Here is a 21431-nt window from a genome sequence, read left to right on the forward strand (position 1 = left end):
GGCCCCGGGGCCGCGTGACGCCCCGCGCGGTGTTATGCTTCGGTCATCCCAACCGCGCCGCGTGCGCACCCATCGGAACTCCATCCACGATGCTCGACAACTATTTCAAACTCAAGGAAAGCGGCACCGACGTGCGCACCGAGCTGCTCGCCGGCCTGACCACCTTCCTGACGATGGCCTACATCATTTTCGTCAATCCTTCGATCCTGGGCGACGCCGGGATGCCGAAGGAAGCGGTGTTCGTCGCCACCTGCCTGGTGGCCGCGCTCGGCAGTGCGGTGATGGGCCTGTATGCCAATTACCCGATCGGCATGGCGCCCGGCATGGGCCTGAACGCCTACTTCGCCTACGCGGTCGTGCTCGGCATGGGGGTGGCCTGGCAGGCCGCGCTGGGCGCCGTGTTCATCTCGGGCTGCCTGTTCATCCTGGTCTCGGCGTTGGGGTTGCGCGGCATGATCGTGAACGGCATCCCGCATTCGCTGCGGGTGGCCATCACGGTCGGCCTGGGCATGTTCCTGGCCCTGATCGCCCTGAAAAATGCCGGCATCGTGGTCGGCAGCGAGCCGACCCTGGTGAAGGCGGGCGACTTGCACAAGCCCGAAGCGATCATGGCGATCGTCGGCTTCCTCCTGATCGTGACGCTCGACCGCCTGAAGGTGCGCGGTGCGATCCTGATCGGCATCGTCGCCGTCACCGTGCTCAGCTTTTTCTTCGGCGGAAACACCTTCAAGGGCATCTTCTCGGCGCCGCCGTCGATCGATCCGACCCTGTTCAAGCTCGATATCCCGGGCGCACTCTCGGTCGGCATCATCAACGTGGTGCTGGTGTTCTTCCTGGTCGAACTGCTCGATGCCACCGGCACCCTGATGGGCGTGGCCAGCCGCGCTGGCCTGCTGGTCGAGGGCAAGATGGAGCGCTTGAACAAGGCCCTGCTGGCCGACAGCGGGGCGATCGTCGCCGGCTCCATCCTCGGCACCTCGAGCACCACCGCCTACATCGAGAGCGCGGCCGGCGTGCAGGCGGGCGGGCGCACCGGCCTGACTGCCCTCGCCGTGGCGGTGCTGTTCCTGGCCTGCCTGTTCATCGCGCCGCTGGCCGGCGTGGTGCCGGCCTATGCGACCGCGCCGGCGCTGCTGTTCGTGGCCTGCCTGATGCTGCGCGACCTGGGCGACATCGAATGGGGCGACACCACCGAAAGCGTTCCGGCGGCCATCACCGCGCTGGTGATCCCGTTCACCTATTCGATCGCGGAAGGCATCGCCTTCGGTTTCATCACCTACGCGGCGCTGAAACTGACGACGGGCCGCGCGCGCGAAGTCAAGCCGGTGGTGTGGGTGATCGCAGGGCTGTTCATTTTCAAGATCGTCTATATCGGCACCTGAGATTGTTTCGCCACGTAACACATTTCGACTGCTTCTAGGATACAATCAGCGCCGATATGAAACCATTCCTGTTACCGGCGCTCGCGCTTCTCGGCCTGGCGCACAGCCCCGCTTTAGCACTTGATGGCGCTGCCGACGACTTGCCGCAAATCGGCAGCATCCACAATGGCCTGAGCGTGAACCGTCCCGATACGATCCCCGACGGCAGCTGGTTCACCTCGGCGGAACTGGGCGCGATCAACACCTCCGGCAACACGACCGGCACCTCGATCAGCGGCAAGATCGACGCCCGCCACGAAACACGGGACTGGAGCCGCGAGTACATTGTCAGCGGCTTCTTCAAGGAAGACGAGATCACCGACGATGACGGCGAGCGCTACCGTCAGCGCTCGGCCGAGCGCTGGGCGCTGTCGGCCAAGGCGGCCTACAAGCTGATGAACGAAGGTTCGCGCGCATTCGTGCTCGGTTCGCACGTGAACGACAAGTTCGGCGCCTATACGCGCTATTCCTCGTTCGCCGTCGGCCACGGCTCCCAGCTCTACACCACCGACGACAAGGCACTCGACGTCGAAATCGGCCCGGGCTATTTCAACGGCCAGCGCGAGACCGGCGAAACGGAGAGCGGCATGACGGTGCGCGGCGCCGCGCGCTTTCGCTGGCAGGTGAGCCCGTCGGCGGCATTCATGCAAACGGTGAGTGTCGAGCGCGGCACCTCGAACGTGCACTCGATCGCCGAGTCGGCCCTGTCCACCAAGATCAACGACACGATGCAGATGAAGGCAGCTTTCTCCGCCCGCAACGATACCAATGTGCCGTCCGACAAAAAGAACCTTGACACCCAGACGTCGCTGACGCTGGTGTATTCGTTCTGACGCCGCATGGACCGGCGAACCGACTACAAGACCGCGCTGCTGATCGATGCGGCGCTTCAAACCCATGCCGCCGGCGGCGCCTCTGCCGCCCGCACGATGGCCGGCATGGGCGTGTCTTTCGAGACCGCGCACCGTGTGCTGACCCGCCCCGGCGAGCGGCGCCACCCGCTGCCGGCGCCGGAATTCAGGCACGAATCCTGACGCCGCCCTTCCCTTGCTGAACAAGCGCCCCTGAGCGGGCGCCGCCGGGCTTCATGCCTGCGGCTCGTGTACGTCGTCCTCGGTCACCGGCTCGGCGGCGATCTTCTCTTCGGCCAGCTTTTTGTCGTCTGCATCGGCCGTCAAGCCTTCCTGTTCGGCGCCGCGTACGGCGTCATAGACCAGCTCCACCAGCACCGGAAAGTGGTCCGAGCCAAAATGCGGCAGGCGGCGGATGAAGCCGAGCGTGAAGTGGTGGCTGTGGAAAATATGGTCGAGTGGCCAGCGCAGGAACCAGTGATCGGCGTGGAAGGTGTTGAACATGCCGCGGCCGATGCGCGGGTCGAGCAGGCCACTGATCTTGCGGAACAGCCGCGTCGTGGTCGACCACGCGACATCGTTCAGGTCGCCGGCGACGATCACCGGCGTATCCAGGCCGGCGACGCTCTTCGCCACCACCAGCAATTCGGCGTCGCGCTCGGTCGATTCATCGTGCTCGGTCGGACTGGGCGGGGCCGGGTGCAGGAAGTGCATGCGCACCTTGCGCCCCGAAGGCAGCACGGTCATCGCATGCATCGACGGGATATCCTCCTCGACCAGGAACTGGATTTTCCCATCCTCGAGCGGCAGCTTCGAATACACGTGCATGCCGTACAGGTTGTCGAGCGGGCACTTCATCGAGTACGGGTAGTCGGGCTCGAGTACATCGAGGCGGTCCTGCCACCACTGGTCCGTCTCCAGCGTGACGAACACGTGCGGCGTGTGTTCGCGAATCAAGCCGATCAAGGCGTCGGTGTTGCGGTTCGGGGTCAGGACATTGGCGGTCAGGATGCGAATCCGGTCGCCCGGTGCCGAGCCGACGGCCAGCTTGACCTCGTTGCGAAAGGGCCGGGTGTAGGGAATGATCCACCATGCCTGGTAGGCGAGACACAGGACGGTGATGATGACCAGGAACGGCGACTCGCGCTCTCCCATATCGAGGAAGCATGCTTCGGCCGCCAGCACGCCGAGCGCGAGAACCGCGATCTGCAGCCGGGGAAAGTCGAGGTCGCGCACCCACCATTCAGTGTGGCGCGAAAGCGGCACGAGGGTTGCGATCACAATCAGCACGACCAGCGTTGCGATGATGAGAAAAGACATGGTGATGGGTCCTGAGGGCAGTTCGGTAATTAATTACAAGCAGGCAATAAGCGTAGTATGCCTCGTAAATGGGAAGGGGACTGTGCGCTAGCGTGCACAGCGCATCGCTCGAATGCCGGGCCCGGTCAGCCGTGCGTTGGCAAATCGACCAGATACGCGATACTGCACGCCTGAATCCTTGCCCTGACGACCCAGACCAATGACCACATCCAGCCCCGAGACTGCCTTTTTGATCTTGACCCGCGCCGGCTTTGCCGACATCAACGCCCGTGTTCAGTACGCCGGCGCCGCCTTTTACCTCAACCCGGGCGTTGCGACCGAACCGGACATCGCCCGGCTGCAGGAAGGCGGCGCGCGCGTGCACCTGCTGCCGCAAGCGCTTCCGTTCGACTTGTCCGGCCAGTTCGAACAGGTGCTGCTGGCCGCGGGCTTGCCACCCGGCCGGCTCTGGATCGAGCACCCGGAACGCGTACCCGCCGTCGACCCGCTGCCGGATACAGCCGCCTTCGACGCCGCGCCGGAGCAAGCCGCGCTGCACGAGCGCATCGCAAGCCGGGCCGGACAGTTCGCCAGCGGGGCGCTGCGCCGCCTGCGCGGTGGGGGCGGCGACCGGCCGCTGCTGGTGCTGCCCTATCTCGGCTTCGGCAATGCACAAAGACTCTGGATCAAGGGCCGCGTGCTCGATGAAGCGAGTTTCCGCGAACAGACCGGGCAGGACAGTAGCTGGAGCAACCTGGTCGCGCTCTACCACCGGCTGGAATCGGACCAGGTCGCCGGCGCACGCGTGCTGGCGCACTTCGGCGGGCGCAATTGGGAAACCGTGACCGACGGCGGTGGCTACTTTTCGTTCGACATCGAATCGACAACGCCCCTGGCTGGCGGTACGCACCTCGTCGAACTCGAACTGCCCGACTGGATGGGCGCGGACGGCGCCCCGATCCGCGCGTCAAGCGAGGCCTTCGTGCCGGCCCCCAGCGCCCGCTTCGGCATCATCAGCGACATCGACGACACAGTGCTGTGGACGAATGTCACGAACAAGTTGAACATGGCCTTGATGCTGGCGCGCACCAACGCCCATACGCGCAAACCCTTCAAGGGCGTGGCCGCGTTCTACCGCGCGCTGCGCGACGGCGCTGGCGGCAATGAGGACAACCCGCTGTTCTACGTATCGAGCAGCCCCTGGCACCTGTTCGGCTTCCTGGTCGATTTCCTGCGTCTGCAAGGCATTCCGGTCGGGCCCCTGCTGTTGCGCGAACTGGGCCTGCGCGACGTCCTCAAGCCAACCAACCACGGCAGCCACAAGCTCGACAAGATCGAGCTGATCCTCGGCTTGTACCCGGACATGCCGTTCGTGCTGATCGGCGACAGCGGCGAGAAGGACCCGGAAATCTATACCGAGATCGTGCGCCGCCATCCGAAACAGGTGCGCATGATCTACATCCGCAATGTGAACCCCGATCCGATGCGCATCGATGCGCTCGACCGGCTGATCGAGGAAGTGAGCACCACCGGCACCCAGCTGATCCTGGCGCCCGACAGCGTGTTCGCAGCATCGCACGCGGCGGCCGAGGGACTGATCAGGGTCGACCGGCTGGCGGGGGTGCGTTCGGACAAGAAGGAAGATGACAGCTTGTTGCCGTCGGTGTAGTGGGGCTGTCGAACGTCCCGGAACAGCCCCCAGGACGCTCGCATATCCTAAAGAATCACACCAGCGACACCCCAGTCCGCCGCCCCTCGCCCCTCACCAGCATCAACGCGACCAAACTGAGCAAGGCCGCACCGGCCAGGTAGTAGCCCACGTACTCGATCCCGTGCCTCGTCGCCAGCCAGGTCGCCGCATACGGCGCCAGCGAGGCACCCAGGATGCCGGCCAGGTTGAAGGTCAGCGAGGAGCCGGTATAGCGCACCTCGGGCGGGAACAGTTCGGCGAGCAGCGTGCCGAGCGGTCCGTAGGTCAGTCCCATCAAACTGAGGCCGATCACCAGGAACAGGCCGACCGCGAACAGGTTGTTGGCAACGAAGAGCGAACCGAAGAACAGGCCGAAGACCATGATCGCCACCGTCACTCCGATCATCGCCGCACGGCGCCCGAAGCGGTCGGCGATCAGCGCCGACGGCGGAATCAACAGGCCGAAGAAGATCACGGCGCCCAGCTGCAGCACCAGGAATTCGGTGCGCGAGTAGCCAAGGCCGGTCGTGCCCCAGGAGAGCGCGAACACGGTGAGCAGGTAGAACAGGACGAAAGTCGAGGTCGCCATCAGGGTGCCCAGCACCAGCGCCCGGCCATGGTCCTTGAACACGGTCACGACCGGCACCTTGACGCGCTCGCCCTTGTCGATCACGGCCTGGAAGTCCGGCGTCTCGTGGATTTTCAGGCGTACGTACAGGCCGACCGCGACCAGCAGTGCGCTCGAGAGGAAGGGCACGCGCCAGCCCCACGAGAAGAACTGTTCTTCGGTGAGCGACTGGGTCAGCAGCAGGAACACGCTGCCCGACAGGAAGAAGCCGATCGGCGCACCCAGTTGCGGGAACATGCCGTACCAGGCGCGCTTGCCCGGCGGCGCGTTTTCGGTCGCGAGCAGCACCGCCCCGCCCCATTCGCCGCCCAGGCCAAGGCCCTGGCCGAAGCGGCACAGCGCGAGCAGCAAGGGCGCCATGGTGCCGATCGCGGCATAGGTCGGCAGCATGCCGATCAGGATGGTCGAGATGCCCATCGTCAGGAGGGCCGCCACCAGCGTGGCTTTCCTGCCGATGCGGTCGCCGAAGTGGCCGAACACGGCCGAGCCGATCGGACGCGCGAAGAAGGCGATCGCAAACGTGGCGAAGGATTGCAGGACGGCGGCGGCCGGGTCGGCCGCCGGGAAGAACAGTTTCGGGAACACCAGCACGGCGGCGGTGGCGTATATGTAGAAGTCGAAAAATTCGATCGTGGTGCCGATCAGACTGGCAAACAGGACGGTACGCGTTTTATTGGCTGGCGGCTTCATGCGCTCACCGCCTTCGACAGCGCATCGCGTACTTCGTCGCTCGTGTCCGGGCGGGTCACGCGGGCGACCTCGACGCCGTCCTTCAGGACCACGACGGTCGGCCACAGCTTGACCTTGAACGAGCGGCCGAGCGGCCGGCCGGGGCCGTCCTCGACCTGGATGTGCTGCGCATCCGGATAGTCCTTCAGCGCGTTTGCGATGACGGGCTCGCCGGCGCGGCAATAGCCACACCAGTCGGTGCCGAAGTCGAGTGCGACGAGGCCGGGCAGCGCGTCGACCGCGCTGCGCTCGGGCTGGGAACTTGTATAAGACATTGGTGACTCCTCAATAGTGCCGATGAGACAAGCGTACCCGAAACATCGGAGAGCAGCCAACAACTTCTTGCGTTAACTCAAGCTGGGCCAGGCGCGCCCATGCTTGCGCCCGGCCCCCGGTTCTCAATGCGCGTGCCCGCCCACTTCCGCCTCGTGCGCGCCGGCGCCAGGATCTCGTCCTGGGTGTACACGCGCCCGTTCTTGACCACCAGCCGCACGTCGGCTGCCGCGCGCAGGTCGGTCAAGGGGTCGCCGCGCACCACGATCAGGTCGGCGAGTTTCCCTTCGTCGACCGTTCCCAGGTCCTTGTCGACCAGCGCGATGCGGGCGGCGTCGAGGGGCAAGAAATCACCCATGGCTGACTTGGATCAAAGGAGGACGCTGACGAGCGGGAACTTTTTACGGTAGTGCTGCACTTGAGCAATTCATGTTCAACGTGAAATGCTTAACGGACGCGTGGGGAGTGCGATGTCATATTCATTCCCAACTCGTCAATAGGAGCCCCATCATGTCCGACAACCTGCAAAAATCCGGTCAACAGGACCGTAGCCGTATCAATGTGCACGAAGAGTGGGAAGTCCGTTACTGGACCGAAGCCCTGGGCGTGACGCGCGAGGAGCTGGAAAAAGCAGTCTCCGACGTCGGCGTATCCGCCAACGCCGTGCGCGAGCACCTGAAGGGCAAGTAAGCGTTCCGTTTGCCGCAGGGGGGGCACGCCACGCGTGCACCCCTGCGCCGCGCAAGCACGTCGCGGCCATCCCGCTGTCGATTTTCCCGGGTTGAACCAAGCCCGCATGCCCTGCCGCCGAACACCGCCGGGTATGTCACGCGCCCTTGCGCCCCCTCTTCCATAAAAAAAAAGGAGCCCACAGTGGATATCCGCGCCTTCATTGCGTCCCTCGACCTCACGCTGCCGAATGTACTGTTCGCACTGGCCCTGGCCGCGGTCAGCTTCATCGCCGTCCATGGCGTGCTGGCTTTGTTCCGGCGCCGCCTCGATACATTGAGCGACGAATCGGCGCACCGCCCGGTGGCCGAAGTACTGAAGAAAACCCTCGCCCGCACGAGCAACCTGGTCGTGTTCGCCACCAGTATCCTGATCGGACTGTCCGCCCTCGACCTGCCGGTGCCCTGGAATACGCGCGTCAGCCACCTGTGGTTCCTGACCGTCGGCCTGCAGCTGGCGATCTATCTTCACAGCGCGATCAAGGTCACGGCCAGGCGTTATTTCCAGGCCCATGGCCAGGCCGCGGCCGACGCCCAGGTCACCGTCGCCCATACCCTCATCATCTGGGTGCTGCAGACCAGTGTCTGGGTGATTTTCGCGCTGGCCCTGCTCGCCAACCTCGGGATCAACATCTCGACCTTTGTCGCCAGCCTCGGCATCGGCGGCATCGCCATTGCGCTGGCGGTCCAGAACGTGCTCGGCGATTTGTTCGCCTCGCTTTCGATCGCCATCGACAAGCCGTTCGAGGTAGGCGACTTCATCTCGACGCCCGACACCTCGGGCACGGTCGAAAAGGTGGGCCTGAAGACGACCCGTCTGCGGGCCCAGAGCGGCGAGCAGATCATCGTCTCGAACGCCGAGCTGCTCAAGGACACGGTGTCGAACTTCAAGCGCATGGTCACGCGCCGCATCGTCTTCAACTTGCGCGCCCATCCGGACACGCCGGCCTCGCTGGCGGCGAAAGTGCCCACCGCCGTGGCTGCGTTCTTCGAACGCCATGAGAAGGTGCGCTTCGACCGGGCCCATCTCGCCAAATACACGCAGGACTACATCGAGTGGGAAATCGTTTATACCGTACTCGATTCCGACTACGAGCTGTTCATGAACACCCAGCAAGCCATCATCCTGGCCTCGATGCAGATGTTTGCCGACCTTGGCATCTCGACCGCGCCGCGCGCCCAGCAACTGCTGCTGCAGGAAGTGGTCGAAGCCGGCGCGCCCGACGTAGCGCAGGACCGCGCCGATCCGCGCCAGGCACGCCATGCCGCATCCCTGCGCAGCCTGCCGAAAGGGGCTTGATTTTCCACGCCTCGCTTCCCATGTCGATGGTCAGACCAGCTACCAGGGATCAAGCAAGCTGCCCGGCGCGTTCACAGGCGGGACGCCCAACGTGGGCACATGTGCCCACCGTACCCCTCAATCGAACTGCGTCGACGGCGGGGGCGGTGGTGGCGGCACGCCCTCCATCGGCGCATCGATCACTTCCTCGGCCTCGTCCTCGATCGGCTCTTCTTCCTCTTCCATCTGGGGCTGCAGCTGCGGTTCATCCGGCGGCATGCCTTCGATCATGTCGCCCGGCTCGATGAATTCCTCTTCCGGCGCTTCTTCCTGCACCTGTCGAGGGGCCGCCGGACGCCCGCCAGGGAACATGGCGGCGCGGTCGATCTTGCCGGAATCGAGCGCGCTGCGCAAGAAGTCGCCCACCAGCAGCAGCGCATTGTGGCCGCCCTGGCCCCAGTAGCTCGAGCGCATCGTCACGCGGTTGTCGTTGAAGCCGACCCAGGCCCCGGTCACCAGGTTCGGGTGCATCAGGATGAACCAGCCGTCGGCATTGTTCTGCGTGGTACCGGTCTTGCCGGCGACGTCGCCGTTGATGCCGAAGCGATAGCGCACGCCCGTTCCGGTGCCGCGGTTGACGACCCCGCGCATCATGTCGATCAGGGCCACGCTCGACGCCTGCGACATCGCGCGTTCGGGGGCGACGTTGGCGAAGTCGGCGATGACGTTGCCGTCCCGGTCCGTGATCCGCCGCACGAACACGGGTTTGCGGTATTCGCCCTGGGCTGCGATGGTGGCGTAGCTGCTGACCATCTCGAGCAGGGTCACGGGACTGGTGCCCAGGGCCAGCGACGGGACGGCAGCGAGTTTGCTCTCGCGGATACCGAGGTTCTGCGCCAGCTTGATGACCGGCGGCAGGCCGACGTCGCGCATCACCTGGGCCGTGATCGTGTTCTTCGAGTACACCAGGCCATCGCGCATCGTCATTTGGCGCCCGGAGGTGCCCGACATGTCGGTCGGGCGCCAGACGGTGCCGTCGGCGGCGCGGATATCCATCACCGCATCCACATACGGCTGCTCGGGCGAGATGCCGTTCTCCAGCGCCGCTCCATAGACGAAGGGCTTGAAGGTGGAGCCCGGCTGGCGCGTGGCCTGGGACACATGGTCGAACTGGTCGCGCGCGAAATCGCGGCTGCCGACCCAAGCCTTGACCTCGCCGCTCATCGGATCGATGGCGACGAAGCCCGCTTCCAGGCGCGCTTTCGACTCGCGCAGTTTACGCATGAAGTCACGATCGAGCTTGATGCGTTTCAGGGCCGCAGCCGGCGCTTCGCCGCCCTCGACCGCTTTGCGGTAATCCGGCGTCTCGCGCACGAAGGCGTCGAGCTGGGCGCCGTGCGTACGCCAGTAATACGAGAACGGGGCCACGCCAGTGCGCATCGAGGTGTAGGTGCCGATCGACGTCGAGCCAGGCAGGCCCGGATTGGCCCACTCGACGTCGGCCACCGCCTGCAGCGCGCCCGCCTGCTTCTCGACCGCGCGCAGCGCCGCTGCCTGCAGGTCGGCGTCGAGCGTGGTCTGCACGACCAGGCCGTCGAGGGCCAGGTCGTAGTCATTCTCGGCGGCCCATTCGAGCAGCCATTTGCGCACATGGGCGGTGAAATGGTTGTCGCGGCCGCTGCGCTCGGCCTGGCGCTCGAAGTCCAGGCGCAGTGGGCGCTTTGTAAGTGCCTTGAGGCGCGCTTCATTGAACGCGCCATGCTTGAACATCTGCCCGAGCACGACGTTGCGGCGCGCGAGCGAGCGCTCCGGGCTGCTTACCGGGTTGTAGTAGTAGGTCCCCTTCAGCATGCCGACCAGGGTCGCCGACTCGAGCACGTCCAGCTTCAATGCCGGCTTGTCGAAATAGGTGCGGGCCGCCATCTCGATGCCGTAGGCGTTGTACAGGAAAGGCACCGTGTTCAGGTAAGCCTCCAGAATCTCGGTCTTGCTGTAGGTGTTCTCGATCTTGATCGCGGTGATCAGTTCCTTCAGCTTTCGGTTGATGCTGCGCGCGCGCCCGATCTCTTGCGGGAACATGTTGCGCGCCAGTTGCTGGGTGATGGTCGAGCCGCCCTGGGCATCGCCCTTCAGGCTGGCCAGCAGGGCGCCGGCGATGCGCGTGAAGTCGACCCCGTGGTGATCGTAGAAGCGATGGTCTTCGGTCGAAATCAGGGCCTTGACCACATGTGGCGACACCTGCGACAGTTTGATGCGCTCCTGCAGGCCTTGCTCGAAGGTGCCGAGCTCCTTGCCGTCGGCGGACAGAATCCGGGTCGGGCGCGCGCTGCTGACCTGCTTCAAGTCGTCGATGCCGGGCGTGAGCGGAATCAGGATGATCAGGTAAACAATCAGGGCCGCCACCAGGGCCGCGAACGACAGCATCCCGACCAGCAGCACCTGCTGGTGGCGCGGCCGGCCTTTGATGAAACCATGCGCCTGGCGCACGCCTGCCTTCGCCCTGCCCCCTGCGCTGCCAAATAATTCCCTGGCCTGCTGCCGAATGCCGTTATCCAGCTTCTCGTCCTGATCCACTTGTGTCCTTGCTCAATTGTTTCCTTGTGCGCCAAGTATAGCCGACCCGGCCGTCCATTCACGCCGCGCGGCGGCGACGCCCCTCGCCGTGGCTTGCACTTTCCGCTATGATGTCACAATGTCTTCACAATTGCCCCCTACAGAAGCGCCTGACCCTGAGCCGGCAACCCGCGTCCTGCGCCAGTTCCGGATCGTCTTCAACTCCGTCAAGACCCATTTTCGCCAGGTCGAACGCGAAGCCGGCCTGGGTGGCGCCCAGTTGTGGGCACTGTCGGTGATCTCCCAGATGCCGGGCATCGGCGTGACCGAACTGGCGCGCTCGCTCGACATCCACCAATCCACCGCCAGCAACCTGGTGCGCACGCTCACGCAGCGCGGGCTGATTTCGGCCGCGCGCGACGGTTCCGACAGGCGCGGCGTCGCTTTGCGTGCCCAGCCCGCGGCCGACGCACTGCTCGCACGCGCGCCGATGCCGTTTGCCGGCGTGCTGCCGGACGCACTGTCGAGCCTGGACCAAGCGACCCTGCAGCGGCTCGAGGCCGACCTGGCGCGTTTGATTACCCTGCTGGCCGCGGACGAAAGCGCCGCACAGGTACCGCTGGCGCAGATCTAGCGTGAACATTCCAACCCAATCGATCGATCGGAAACCTATGCCAGGCCCAATCAGGAATTTCCTGTCGTCTCGCCTGGGGCGCGGCACGGTGGAAACATGCATGAGCATGGATGCAACCGGAACCGTCCAGATCAAATTCGACGGCGCCCATTCCGGGTTGCGCGTGTTTACGTTCAATGCCGCCAGCGCCGCCGCACTGTGTCAACGAAAAGATCCGGCCGAGACACTGGCCCGCATCGCGCTGGCCCAGGCACACCAGATGGCAGCCCAAAACGACGGGGGCGCCGGCGGCCCCGCCCCATTGAATCTGGATCTGAAACCCTGGGTCGGCGACTTGACCGACGAGCCGTACGGTGGCGCAACGGACGGCTACAGCACGCGCGGCGCAAAGCCTAAGTCAGCAGTGTTCCCAGATGTTCCTCTTTTTCCATCCCGCGATGACGCGGCAAGGACACGGTAAACTGGCATCCCCTACCCAGGCCATCGCTTGCGCAGGCTACTTTCCCGTCGTGTAGTTCGACCAGGATTTTCACGAGCGCCAGGCCCATGCCGTCGTCGGCCACCGTGATCACCACCTGGGCGTCATGGGGCGCCATCGTCAGGCGGATATGTCCCCATTCGGGCGTATATTTGGCCGAATTCTTCAGCAGATTGGTCAGTACCTGCACCAGCCGCTTCTTGTCCGCCTGGACCAATGTCGGGTCGGGAGGACAGTTCAGCTGATGGGCGACAGCGGATTGCGCAGTGCATGCGCCAGCAGTGTGATCAATATTGCAATGGAACTTTATCGCATGATCTCACATTTGATAGAGCAGAAGTAGCCGCGGGACCCAATCGAAACGTGGCATATGATGCCGGTAGGTCGACGCAGCCTTTCATTTACCGTCAACCTGAGCGACCGCACAGCGCGACTTCCTGCCCTCTACCCGACAGCTGTTGCGCTCGCGCCCATCGAGGTCCCAGACCTTCACCAGCCAAGCGTCGGGTCCGGTGCGCTCCATGGTCATGAAGCCGAAGCCGTCGATCCACGAACTCATGTTCTCGACGATGGCGCCGGGTGCCGGTGTCCTGCCCGGTGGCGGCATGGCCGGCAGCGGGACCGTATCCTCGAGCGTGCCCGAAAAGCCCGCCACGAATTGGGTCGGATGGGGGCTGGCGAAGCTGAGCTGCTGCCACAGGTGGACGTGCCCCGAGAGCAGCATGCCGATCGACGAGGGCAGGTAGAGCGGATCGACGTCGCCGAACGCATCGAGCAGGCCGGCGTCGCCGCCGAACAGCGTCACCGCGCCCGTTTTCGCGTCGCGGTTGGCGCCAAACCCGAACAGCGGGTGATGATCGACGCCAATGTTGTAACGCGCCTGGCGTGCCAGCACCTCGATCTTGCGGAGGCTGTCGGCATACACGGCGCGCCGCGGGTCGGTCTTCGGCAAGCCCTTCCAGCTGGTGTTGGCGGTGTCAAAGACAATCAGCTGGGCGTTTGCGCCGAGCGGCACGGCATACGGGTCGCTGTGTTCGCCAAGCGCGTCGTTCGCGGGCAGATCGCAATCGCGCCCGTCCTGGTAGGGGCGCGGATCGAGCCAGCGCCACCAGCCCTGCCCCGCGCGCGTGCAGCTTTCGTGGTTGCCGCGCGCCAGCACCCAGGGCGCCGCCGCGAACAGTTTGCGGGCCGGAGTGAAGAAGTCGGCGGCCCAGGCGTCGTAGCCGTAACCGTAGGGACTGCCGGCGCAGCCGGGCTGGTTCGCCGGGCACGGGTCTTCGCGGTAATGGTAGTCGCCGACGTGGATCACCAGGTCCGGCTCGAAGGCGGCGGCGCGCGCGGCCACCCGCGCGAACGGGTAGCGCGCAGGGTCATTGCAGGCCTGCGCCTCCTTTCCCTTCAGGCGGCAGCCGGTGTCGCCGATGACGACGATGCGCCGTGGCGCGCTCTTTGGCACCGGCAACGGCAGGCCCGCCACGCTGGCGGTCACGCTGCCGGCGGCGATCGGGGCTTCGCAGGTGAGCATCGCGCTCGAGGGCGGCACATGCGGCTGGCCAGGGCGCGCCGGGACGCTCGACGTCGGCACCCGCACGCGCATCGGCATGGCCCGGTTGTCGACCGTCAAGGGCGGACAGCCTGGCGCGGCCGTGATCAGGCGCGCGGTCGCTTCTCCGTTCTCGCCGAGCACGACGAAGGCGACGTCCTCCGGGCCGGGGTCGCTCACCATGCTGGCGCAGCCGGCCAGCAGCAGGGCTGGAAGCAGTCTGGCCATCCGGGTCGAGGGGAACGGTGTCATGCGCTTCTCCATGAAAAAGTGGCGAATGTATCACGCCAGTATGTCAGCTTTGTTGCAAGCCCGAGCAGGCGAACGCGGCCGTTTCGCGCGCTGGCTTACCATTCCGGGAAACGAAAGGATACGATGGAACAGGTACCGATGTGGCTGCAGGCGGGAGGATGGGGATTGGTGGCGGGCGGGGCGCTCCTGATCGGGGCCGTGGTCGGCTACCGTTTCCAGGTGCCGGCGCGGCTGGTGGCGGGATTCATGGCCTTCGGCAGCGGCGTGCTCATTTCCGCTCTCTCCTTCGAGCTGATGGACGAGGCCTTTCGCATCGGCGGCTTCCAGGCGACGGCGCTTGGCTTTTTGGGCGGCGCGCTGGCCTACACGCTGGTCAACTGGTGGCTGGCCCACCGCGGCGCACGCCACCGCAAGCGTTCCGGCTGCCAACCCAGCGAAGAAGAACACGGCGGCAGCGGACGCGCGATCGCGGTCGGCGCCCTGCTCGACGGGATTCCGGAGTCGATCGTGATCGGCCTGTCGATGCTGGGCGGCAGCAAGGTCAGCATGGTGGCGGTATCGGCGATCTTTCTCTCGAACATACCGGAAGGCTTGTCGAGCGCCGCCGGGATGAAAAAGGCGGGCCGCAGCGGGCGCTACATCTTCGGCATCTGGGGCGCGATCGCGCTCGCCTCCGGCCTGTCGGCGCTGGCCGGCTACACCCTGTTCGAGGGCGTTTCGCCGGCCACTGTCGCCGCCACCACGGCGGTGGCGGCCGGCGCGATCCTGGCGATGCTGGCCGATACCATGATTCCCGAAGCGTTTGAGGAGGCCCATGATTTCGCGGGCATGATCACGGTACTCGGTTTTCTCGCGGCGTTTGCGCTGAGCAAGTTGGGCGGGTGATGCAATGAGCCGACCGGCGCATTCTCAGCCGGTCGCGGTCAGGAGCCTGTACCCGACGCCGGTTTCGGTCAGGAGATAGCGCGGCTGGGCCGGGTCGTCTTCGAGCTTGTGGCGCAAGTGTCCCATGTAGATCCGCAGATAGTGGCCGTCCTCGACATGCGAAGGCCCCCATACCGAGCGCAGCAATTGTGGATTGGTCAGTACCCTCCCCGCGCTCCCCACCATGACCGCAAGAAGACGGTATTCGGTCGGCGTCAGGTGCACACCCGCGCCACCTTTCGTGACGCGCCGGTCTTTCAGGTCGACGGCCACGTCGCCGAAGTGCACCAGCCCCGCATTCTCGATGTCGGGCTGGCGCTGGCGGCGCAAGGTCGCGCGCACCCTGGCCTGCAGTTCGCCGACGCTGAACGGTTTGGTCAGGTAATCGTCGGCGCCGGCGTCGAGCGCCATGATCTTGTCGGCCTCTCCCGTACGCGCCGACAGCACGATGACCGGCACGGTGGACCATGTGCGCACGTCCTTGATGAAGTCGATCCCGTCCCCATCGGGTAAACCCAGGTCGAGGATGACCAGGTCCGGGCTGCGCGTGCCGGCATCAATGAGGCCGCGCTGGACACTGGCAGCCTCATGCACGTGCCAGCCTTCTTCCTCGAGGGCGGCACGCACGAAACGGCGGATCTGGGGCTCGTCTTCCACCAGCAGCGCGAGCGGCGCGGTGTCATTCATACATTGTTCCTTGTTTCCATGTCCGGTTCGAAGGCCGTGGGCGGCTGTCCCAAAGGTAAAGCGATCACGAATGCGGCGCCGCCAAGCGACGAGCGGACGTAGCCGATCGTGCCGCCATGCGCCTCGACGATGGCGCGGCAGATCGCCAGGCCGAGGCCGACGCCGCTTCTCGCGGCCTCGCGCTCTCCGCGCGTGAATTTCTCGAACATTTCCTCTTCCCGCCCAGGCGCGACGCCCGGACCATTGTCAGCCACCGTCAAGCTCGCCCAGGCGCCGCGCAAAGCCGCGGACACGTCGATCCTGGAACCCGGCGGCGTATATTTCGCGGCGTTTTCCAGCAAATTGCACAGGACCCGCTCGAGCAGGACGGCGTCGAATTGCAGGAGCGGAAAATCGGCGGGGATGCTGGTCGTGACCAGATGGTTGTCCAGCGGGGCCGCCGTCAGGCGCAAGGCCGTGCCGACGGCTTCCTCGAGTGCCTGCCATTCTCGATTGAGCTTGACCTGTCCGCTCTGCAGGCGCGCCATGTCGAGCAGATTCGCTACCAGCGCACTCATGCGCAGGGCTTCGTCATGCAGGCCCTGCGCCATCTCCAGCTGCCCGGGAACCAGTGCCGGCTTCGAGCGCGTCAGGGATTCCGACAGGCCCACCAGCAGCGTCAGCGGCGTACGCAAGTCGTGCGAGAGCGCCGCCAGCAGGGAATTACGCAAGCGTTCCGTCTCCATGTTCACCAGCGCGCCCTGCGCAACCTCGATGTAATGCACGCGCTCGAGGGCAATCGCCGCCAGGGCGGCAAAGGTATCGAGCTGCTGGCGCTGTTCCGGGATCAGGATCCAGCGCTGCTGCTCCGGTTCGATCGCCAGCACGCCGCGCGTGCGCATTGGCGCGACCAGCGGTAAATAAAAAAAGGAACTTGCCGGCAAGGTGTCGGTACCCAGGCCGGCAGCTTCGGCATGGTCGAAGGCCCATTGCGCGATACCCAGGTCGGGGGGAGCCGCAGCGCCCGCATGCTCCGGCGCGATCAGGCGCTCGTCGGCGCCGGGCACCAGCAAAATTGCGCGCGCCCGGAAGGTGCGCCCGATGAAGTCGCGGGTCGTATCGAAAATCTGCTCCGTTTGCAGCGCACCGGAGAGTTCGCGCGCGAATTCGTACAGGGCGCGCGAGCGCCTTTCGCGGTGCGCCGCCACATGGGCCTGGAAGCGCAGGCCGGCAGTCAGGTGGCCGATGACGAGACCGACAGCGAGCATGACGGCAAAGGTGATCAGGTACTGCAGGTCGGAGACGGCGAACGAAAAACGCGGCTGGACAAAGAAAAAGTCGAAACAGGCGACGCCGACACAGGTCGAAACCACCGAGGCGCGCCGCCCCAGGCGTACCGCGACCAGCACCACCACCAGCAGGAACAGCATCGCGATATTGGCCAGGTCGAGATAGGGCAGCAGCGGCGTCGCCAGCAGCGCCGCCGCCAGGCTGGCGGCCGCCGCGACGGCGTAGGACAGCCAGCCTTGGCCGGCGGCGCCGATCGCCTGCGCCTGTGTCGCCTGCCCCGGCGCCGCCGCCTGCGCCACCGCGTGGCTGGCGTCGCCGATTTCGATCAGGTCGATATCGGGCGCCATGGCCGTGATGCGCCGGAAATGCGGGGTCCTCCACGGCCAGGTCTTGTGGCCGCGCGCGAGGACGATCTTCGACAAGTTGTGTTCACGCGCGTAGTCGACGATGGCCGCGCCGATGTCACGGCCGGCGAGCACCGCGGTAGACGCGCCGAGCTCGCTTGCCAGCTTCAGGGCCAACAGTATTCTCTGTCGCTGTTCGGCGGGCAGGCGCTGCAATTCAGGGGTTTCGACATACACCGCATGCCAGTCGGCGCCGAGTTGCCCTGCCAGGCGCGCGGTGCTGCGCACCACGTGTTCGGCGCCTGGCCGGGGGCCGACGCAGGCAAGCAAGGCGCCGCCCGTTTTCCAGACCGTGTCGATTGACTGTTCGACGCGGTAGGCGCGCACGTCGTCTTCGATACGGTCAGCGGTGCGGCGCAGGGCGAGTTCGCGCAGCGCGATCAGGTTACCTTTGCGGAAAAAATTCCTCGCGGCGCGCTCGGCCTGGGGCGCCTGATACACCCTGCCGCTCCTCAAGCGCGCCAGCAATTCGTCGGCGGGAAGGTCGACCAGCACCACTTCGTCGGCGGCGTCGAAGACCGTATCGGGAACCGTTTCGGCTACCCGGATGCCCGTAATGCCGCCGACGACATCATTCATGCTGTCGAGGTGCTGCACGTTGACGGTGCTGAACACATCGATACCGGCATCGAGCAGCTCTTCCACATCCTGCCAGCGTTTCGGGTGACGCGAACCGGGCGCATTCGAATGCGCCAGTTCGTCCACCAGGATCAGGCCGGGACGCCGTGCGAGCGCCGCGTCGAGGTCGAACTCGCCAAGCGTCTTGCCCCGGTGGGCGAGCTGTTTCAAGGGCAGCAGCTCGAGCCCTTCGAGCATGGCAGCGGTCTCTAACCGCCCGTGCGTTTCGACCACCCCGACCAGCGGCGCGCGGCCCTCGCATTCCAGCTTGCGGGCCGCGGCCAGCATGGCCCAGGTCTTGCCGACCCCTGCCGATGCACCGAAATAAATGCGCAAGCGTCCGCGCGCCTCCTTGCGCGCCTGGCTTTGCACCTGGGCCAGCAGCGCGTCCGGGTCGGGACGCTGGTGTTCATTCGGGGGCATCGACTTCTTTCGGCAAGGGTCAGCGGCGTGCCTGCGGCTCGCCATCGAGCGCCAGGTTCAGGGCAAGCACATTCACCCTCGCTTCGCCTAAGAATCCCAGCACTTTCCCGACAGTATGCCTTGCCACCAGCGCATCGACCTGTTGGCGCGGCAATGCGCGCGCCGCCGCCACCCGGCCGGCCTGGTAGTACGCGCCCGCCACGCTGATCTCAGGGTCCAGTCCGCTGGCCGACGCCGTCACCAGGTCGACCGGCACCGGGTCGATATTGCCGGGATCGGCGGCGCGCAATGCGGCGATGCGCCCTTTGACCGCTTCGGCCAGCGCCGGGTTCAGTGGCCCCTGGTTGGAGCCGGAACTGCCGCCGGCATTGTTGGCCATGGGCCCTGTGGCCGACGGCCGTCCCCAGAAGTAGCCGGGCGAAGAGAAGGACTGGCCGATCAGGGTCGAGCCCACCGGTTTTCCGCCCTGCACGATCAGGCTGCCGCCGGCCTTGTCGGCGAAGGCGACTTTCCCGATGCCGGTGACGAGCGCGGGATAAAGGACGCCGACAACGACCGTGAGCGCGCCGAACAGGACGAAAGCGGGACGCAAAGTGGATTTCATAGTGTGCTTCCTTTAAACAAAGTTCAGGACCGACAACACCATGTCGATCAGTTTGATGCCGACGAAAGGCAGGATGAGTCCGCCCACGCCATAGATCAGGATATTCCTGCGAAGTAAAGCCGCAGCGCCAATGGCACGGTATTGGATACCACGCAGTGCCAGCGGAATGAGCAGAATGATGATCAGGGCATTGAAGATCACGGCCGACAGGATCGCGGAGTCCGGGCTGGTCAGGTGCATGACGTCGAGCGCTTCGAGTTGCGGATAGGTGCCGACGAAGGCCGCGGGAATGATCGCGAAATACTTGGCGATGTCGTTGGCGATCGAGAACGTGGTCAGCGAACCGCGCGTCATCAGCATCTGCTTGCCGATCTCGACGATCTCGAGCAGCTTGGTCGGGTTCGAATCGAGGTCGACCATGTTGCCCGCTTCCTTGGCCGCTTGCGTGCCGGAATTCATGGCTACGGCGACGTCGGCCTGGGCCAGCGCCGGCGCGTCGTTGGTGCCGTCGCCGGTCATGGCCACCAGCCTGCCCTGCGACTGGTAGTCGCGGATCAGCTTGAGCTTGTCTTCCGGCGTCGCCTCGGCCAGGAAATCGTCGACGCCGGCTTCGGCGGCGATCGCTGCCGCCGTCAGCTTGTTGTCGCCCGTGATCATGACCGTCTTGATGCCCATGCGGCGCAATTCGGCGAAGCGTTCCTTGATGCCGCCCTTGACGATGTCCTTGAGCTCGACGACGCCCATCACGCGGGCGCCGTCGACGACCACGAGCGGCGTGCTGCCGCGGCGCGAGACCTCGTCCACAATGCGCGCCATCGCCGCCGGATAAGCCTCGCCCAGGGTTTCCACATGCTTGCGCACCGATTCGGCCGCGCCCTTGCGTACCTGGCGCTCGCCGAGGTCGACGCCGCTCATGCGGATATTCGCGCTGAACGGTATGAAAACGGCCTGCGGGGCGCCCGGGGTGTTCATGCTGCGCTCGCGGATGTTGAACTTCTGCTTGGCCAGCACGACGATGGAACGGCCTTCAGGCGTTTCGTCGGCCAGCGAGGCCAGTTGCGCGACGTCGGCCAGCTGCTGCTCGGTCACGCCCGGCGCCGGGAAGAAGCCCGCCGCCTGGCGGTTGCCGAGAGTAATGGTGCCGGTCTTGTCGAGCAGCAGGACGTCGACGTCGCCGGCGGCCTCGACGGCCCGGCCGGAAGTGGCGATCACGTTCGCGCCCATCATGCGGCTCATGCCGGCCACGCCGATCGAGGACAGCAGCGCGCCGATGGTGGTCGGGATCAGGCAGACCAGCAGCGCGATCAGCACCGTGGCGCTGACCGGCGTCCCGGCACCCGCGGCGCTCACGCTGAACAGCGAGAATGGCAGCAAGGTCACGGTGACGACCAGGAACACGATGCTCAGGGCCACCAGCAGGATCGTCAGGGCGATTTCGTTCGGCGTCTTCTGGCGCTTGGCGCCTTCGACCATGGAAATCATGCGGTCGAGGAAAGTCTCGCCGGGGTTGACCGACACGCGCACCACCAGCCAGTCCGACAGCACCCGGGTGCCGCCGGTGACGCTCGAGAAGTCGCCGCCCGATTCGCGGATCACCGGCGCCGATTCGCCCGTGATGGCGCTCTCGTCGACCGAGGCCACGCCTTCGATGACCTCGCCGTCGATCGGAATCACGTCGCCCGCTTCCACCAGGATAGTATTGCCTTTGCGCAGGTCAGGACCGGGCACCGGCAACCAGGGCGTGCCGTGTTTTGGCGTCGCCAGCTGCTTGGCCATGACCGCCCCCTTGAGACCGCGCAGCGACGCGGCCTGGGCCTTGCTGCGGCCTTCGGCCAGCGCTTCGGCGAAGTTCGCGAACAGCACCGTGAACCACAGCCAGACCGCGATCGCCAGGATGAAACCGCTCGACGCGGCTTCAAGCCCGCCGGTAACGGCCTGGACGTACATGAAGGTTGTCAGGATACTGCCGACGTACACCACAAACATGACCGGGCTGCGCGCTTGCGTGCGGGGCCCCAGCTTTTTGAATGCATCGACAATCGCCGGCCAGAGCAGGCTGGCATCGAACAGGGTGAGCGCCTTGCGGGGCGTTGCTACCGTGGGTAGCGTTTCTAATTTGGACATCGTGGACTCCGTGAGCTTCG

The 21431-nt window shown here is 65.5% G+C and carries 20 protein-coding genes; 9 read left to right on the forward strand and 11 right to left on the reverse strand.

Going from position 1 to position 21431, the window contains the following annotated elements:
- Positions 1-89 precede the first annotated feature (89 nt).
- The 3 genes from ACHAC9_RS01850 to ACHAC9_RS01860 are packed head-to-tail and all read left to right on the forward strand — an operon-like array spanning position 90 to position 2455.
- Positions 90-1382, forward strand: a complete 1293-nt coding sequence (locus ACHAC9_RS01850) for an NCS2 family permease (RefSeq protein ID WP_435756556.1) — start codon at positions 90-92, stop codon at positions 1380-1382.
- Positions 1383-1438: 56 nt separating this feature from the next.
- Positions 1439-2254 (forward strand): DUF481 domain-containing protein, encoded by an 816-nt coding sequence (locus tag ACHAC9_RS01855; protein WP_435756558.1) that lies wholly within the window; start codon positions 1439-1441, stop codon positions 2252-2254.
- 6 nt (positions 2255-2260) lie between these two features.
- A complete protein-coding gene (locus tag ACHAC9_RS01860; protein WP_435756560.1) occupies positions 2261-2455 on the forward strand; it encodes a hypothetical protein in 195 nt (64 codons plus the stop codon).
- Between the two features lie 51 nt (positions 2456-2506).
- Here ACHAC9_RS01860 and ACHAC9_RS01865 read toward each other — a convergent pair whose 3' ends face one another.
- A complete protein-coding gene (locus tag ACHAC9_RS01865) occupies positions 2507-3592 on the reverse strand; it encodes an endonuclease/exonuclease/phosphatase family protein (protein WP_435756562.1) in 1086 nt (361 codons plus the stop codon).
- A 199-nt stretch (positions 3593-3791) separates the two neighbouring features.
- Between ACHAC9_RS01865 and ACHAC9_RS01870 the strand changes: the two genes are divergently transcribed.
- A complete protein-coding gene (locus ACHAC9_RS01870) occupies positions 3792-5240 on the forward strand; it encodes an App1 family protein (RefSeq protein ID WP_435756564.1) in 1449 nt (482 codons plus the stop codon).
- A gap of 55 nt (positions 5241-5295) precedes the next feature.
- Here ACHAC9_RS01870 and ACHAC9_RS01875 read toward each other — a convergent pair whose 3' ends face one another.
- The 3 genes from ACHAC9_RS01875 to ACHAC9_RS01885 form a co-directional block, all read right to left on the reverse strand.
- Positions 5296-6579: an MFS transporter gene (locus ACHAC9_RS01875; RefSeq protein ID WP_435756566.1), complete on the reverse strand. Its 1284-nt coding sequence runs from the start codon at positions 6577-6579 to the stop codon at positions 5296-5298.
- The gene (locus ACHAC9_RS01880) at positions 6576-6893 is read right to left on the reverse strand and encodes a thioredoxin family protein (protein WP_435756568.1); all 318 of its coding nucleotides are present in this window, start codon (positions 6891-6893) and stop codon (positions 6576-6578) included. The genes ACHAC9_RS01875 and ACHAC9_RS01880 overlap by 4 nt, the downstream gene beginning before the upstream one ends.
- A gap of 77 nt (positions 6894-6970) precedes the next feature.
- Entirely contained in the window at positions 6971-7249 is a 279-nt protein-coding gene (locus ACHAC9_RS01885; protein ID WP_435756570.1) for a hypothetical protein, read from the reverse strand.
- A 152-nt stretch (positions 7250-7401) separates the two neighbouring features.
- Here ACHAC9_RS01885 and ACHAC9_RS01890 point away from each other — a divergent pair, with 152 nt between their 5' ends.
- Both ACHAC9_RS01890 and ACHAC9_RS01895 read left to right on the forward strand, forming a co-directional pair.
- Complete coding sequence (locus ACHAC9_RS01890) at positions 7402-7581, forward strand: DUF3606 domain-containing protein (RefSeq protein ID WP_435756572.1); 180 nt, start codon at positions 7402-7404, stop codon at positions 7579-7581.
- 183 nt (positions 7582-7764) lie between these two features.
- Positions 7765-8919 carry a mechanosensitive ion channel family protein gene (locus ACHAC9_RS01895; protein WP_435756574.1) on the forward strand — a complete coding sequence of 385 codons (1155 nt, stop codon included), beginning with the start codon at positions 7765-7767 and terminating at the stop codon, positions 8917-8919.
- 117 nt (positions 8920-9036) lie between these two features.
- Here ACHAC9_RS01895 and ACHAC9_RS01900 read toward each other — a convergent pair whose 3' ends face one another.
- Positions 9037-11472: a penicillin-binding protein 1A gene (locus ACHAC9_RS01900; protein ID WP_435756576.1), complete on the reverse strand. Its 2436-nt coding sequence runs from the start codon at positions 11470-11472 to the stop codon at positions 9037-9039.
- 118 nt (positions 11473-11590) lie between these two features.
- On the opposite strand from ACHAC9_RS01900, the gene ACHAC9_RS01905 reads away from it, so the two are divergent.
- The gene (locus ACHAC9_RS01905; protein WP_435756578.1) at positions 11591-12085 is read left to right on the forward strand and encodes a MarR family winged helix-turn-helix transcriptional regulator; all 495 of its coding nucleotides are present in this window, start codon (positions 11591-11593) and stop codon (positions 12083-12085) included.
- Positions 12086-12185: 100 nt separating this feature from the next.
- Entirely contained in the window at positions 12186-12545 is a 360-nt protein-coding gene (locus tag ACHAC9_RS01910) for a hypothetical protein (protein WP_435756580.1), read from the forward strand.
- Here the strand turns inward: ACHAC9_RS01910 and ACHAC9_RS01915 are convergent.
- Both ACHAC9_RS01915 and ACHAC9_RS01920 read right to left on the reverse strand, forming a co-directional pair.
- Positions 12478-12780 carry a sensor histidine kinase gene (locus tag ACHAC9_RS01915; protein ID WP_435756582.1) on the reverse strand — a complete coding sequence of 101 codons (303 nt, stop codon included), beginning with the start codon at positions 12778-12780 and terminating at the stop codon, positions 12478-12480. The genes ACHAC9_RS01910 and ACHAC9_RS01915 overlap by 68 nt on opposite strands.
- Positions 12781-12960: 180 nt before the next feature.
- Positions 12961-14358: a metallophosphoesterase gene (locus tag ACHAC9_RS01920; RefSeq protein ID WP_435756584.1), complete on the reverse strand. Its 1398-nt coding sequence runs from the start codon at positions 14356-14358 to the stop codon at positions 12961-12963.
- Between the two features lie 123 nt (positions 14359-14481).
- On the opposite strand from ACHAC9_RS01920, the gene ACHAC9_RS01925 reads away from it, so the two are divergent.
- Positions 14482-15243 carry a ZIP family metal transporter gene (locus ACHAC9_RS01925; RefSeq protein WP_435756586.1) on the forward strand — a complete coding sequence of 254 codons (762 nt, stop codon included), beginning with the start codon at positions 14482-14484 and terminating at the stop codon, positions 15241-15243.
- A gap of 24 nt (positions 15244-15267) precedes the next feature.
- On the opposite strand, the gene kdpE is transcribed toward ACHAC9_RS01925, so the two are convergent.
- Genes kdpE through kdpB form a run of 4 tightly spaced genes read right to left on the reverse strand, consistent with a single transcriptional unit; the run spans position 15268 to position 21411 of the window.
- Positions 15268-15969: a two-component system response regulator KdpE gene (gene kdpE, locus ACHAC9_RS01930; protein ID WP_435756588.1), complete on the reverse strand. Its 702-nt coding sequence runs from the start codon at positions 15967-15969 to the stop codon at positions 15268-15270.
- Entirely contained in the window at positions 15966-18683 is a 2718-nt protein-coding gene (gene kdpD, locus ACHAC9_RS01935) for a two-component system sensor histidine kinase KdpD (protein ID WP_435756590.1), read from the reverse strand. The genes kdpE and kdpD overlap by 4 nt, the downstream gene beginning before the upstream one ends.
- A 19-nt stretch (positions 18684-18702) precedes the next feature.
- Positions 18703-19287 (reverse strand): potassium-transporting ATPase subunit KdpC, encoded by a 585-nt coding sequence (kdpC, locus tag ACHAC9_RS01940; RefSeq protein ID WP_435756592.1) that lies wholly within the window; start codon positions 19285-19287, stop codon positions 18703-18705.
- A gap of 12 nt (positions 19288-19299) precedes the next feature.
- Positions 19300-21411 carry a potassium-transporting ATPase subunit KdpB gene (kdpB, locus tag ACHAC9_RS01945; RefSeq protein WP_435756594.1) on the reverse strand — a complete coding sequence of 704 codons (2112 nt, stop codon included), beginning with the start codon at positions 21409-21411 and terminating at the stop codon, positions 19300-19302.
- Positions 21412-21431 lie beyond the last annotated feature (20 nt).

The organism is Massilia sp. CMS3.1 (genome assembly GCF_051262535.1).
GTDB lineage: Bacteria > Pseudomonadota > Gammaproteobacteria > Burkholderiales > Burkholderiaceae_D > Telluria.

Coding starts and splice junctions, on each gene's coding strand:
- ACHAC9_RS01850 (WP_435756556.1), top strand. CDS start 90: ATGCTCGACAACTATTTCAAACTCAAGGAAAGCGGCACCGACGTGCGC.
- ACHAC9_RS01855 (WP_435756558.1), top strand. CDS start 1,439: ATGAAACCATTCCTGTTACCGGCGCTCGCGCTTCTCGGCCTGGCGCAC.
- ACHAC9_RS01860 (WP_435756560.1), top strand. CDS start 2,261: ATGGACCGGCGAACCGACTACAAGACCGCGCTGCTGATCGATGCGGCG.
- ACHAC9_RS01865 (WP_435756562.1), bottom strand. CDS start 3,592: ATGTCTTTTCTCATCATCGCAACGCTGGTCGTGCTGATTGTGATCGCA.
- ACHAC9_RS01870 (WP_435756564.1), top strand. CDS start 3,792: ATGACCACATCCAGCCCCGAGACTGCCTTTTTGATCTTGACCCGCGCC.
- ACHAC9_RS01875 (WP_435756566.1), bottom strand. CDS start 6,579: ATGAAGCCGCCAGCCAATAAAACGCGTACCGTCCTGTTTGCCAGTCTG.
- ACHAC9_RS01880 (WP_435756568.1), bottom strand. CDS start 6,893: ATGTCTTATACAAGTTCCCAGCCCGAGCGCAGCGCGGTCGACGCGCTG.
- ACHAC9_RS01885 (WP_435756570.1), bottom strand. CDS start 7,249: ATGGGTGATTTCTTGCCCCTCGACGCCGCCCGCATCGCGCTGGTCGAC.
- ACHAC9_RS01890 (WP_435756572.1), top strand. CDS start 7,402: ATGTCCGACAACCTGCAAAAATCCGGTCAACAGGACCGTAGCCGTATC.
- ACHAC9_RS01905 (WP_435756578.1), top strand. CDS start 11,591: ATGTCTTCACAATTGCCCCCTACAGAAGCGCCTGACCCTGAGCCGGCA.
- ACHAC9_RS01910 (WP_435756580.1), top strand. CDS start 12,186: ATGAGCATGGATGCAACCGGAACCGTCCAGATCAAATTCGACGGCGCC.
- ACHAC9_RS01920 (WP_435756584.1), bottom strand. CDS start 14,358: ATGACACCGTTCCCCTCGACCCGGATGGCCAGACTGCTTCCAGCCCTG.
- ACHAC9_RS01925 (WP_435756586.1), top strand. CDS start 14,482: ATGGAACAGGTACCGATGTGGCTGCAGGCGGGAGGATGGGGATTGGTG.
- kdpE (WP_435756588.1), bottom strand. CDS start 15,969: ATGAATGACACCGCGCCGCTCGCGCTGCTGGTGGAAGACGAGCCCCAG.
- kdpD (WP_435756590.1), bottom strand. CDS start 18,683: ATGCCCCCGAATGAACACCAGCGTCCCGACCCGGACGCGCTGCTGGCC.
- kdpC (WP_435756592.1), bottom strand. CDS start 19,287: ATGAAATCCACTTTGCGTCCCGCTTTCGTCCTGTTCGGCGCGCTCACG.
- kdpB (WP_435756594.1), bottom strand. CDS start 21,411: ATGTCCAAATTAGAAACGCTACCCACGGTAGCAACGCCCCGCAAGGCG.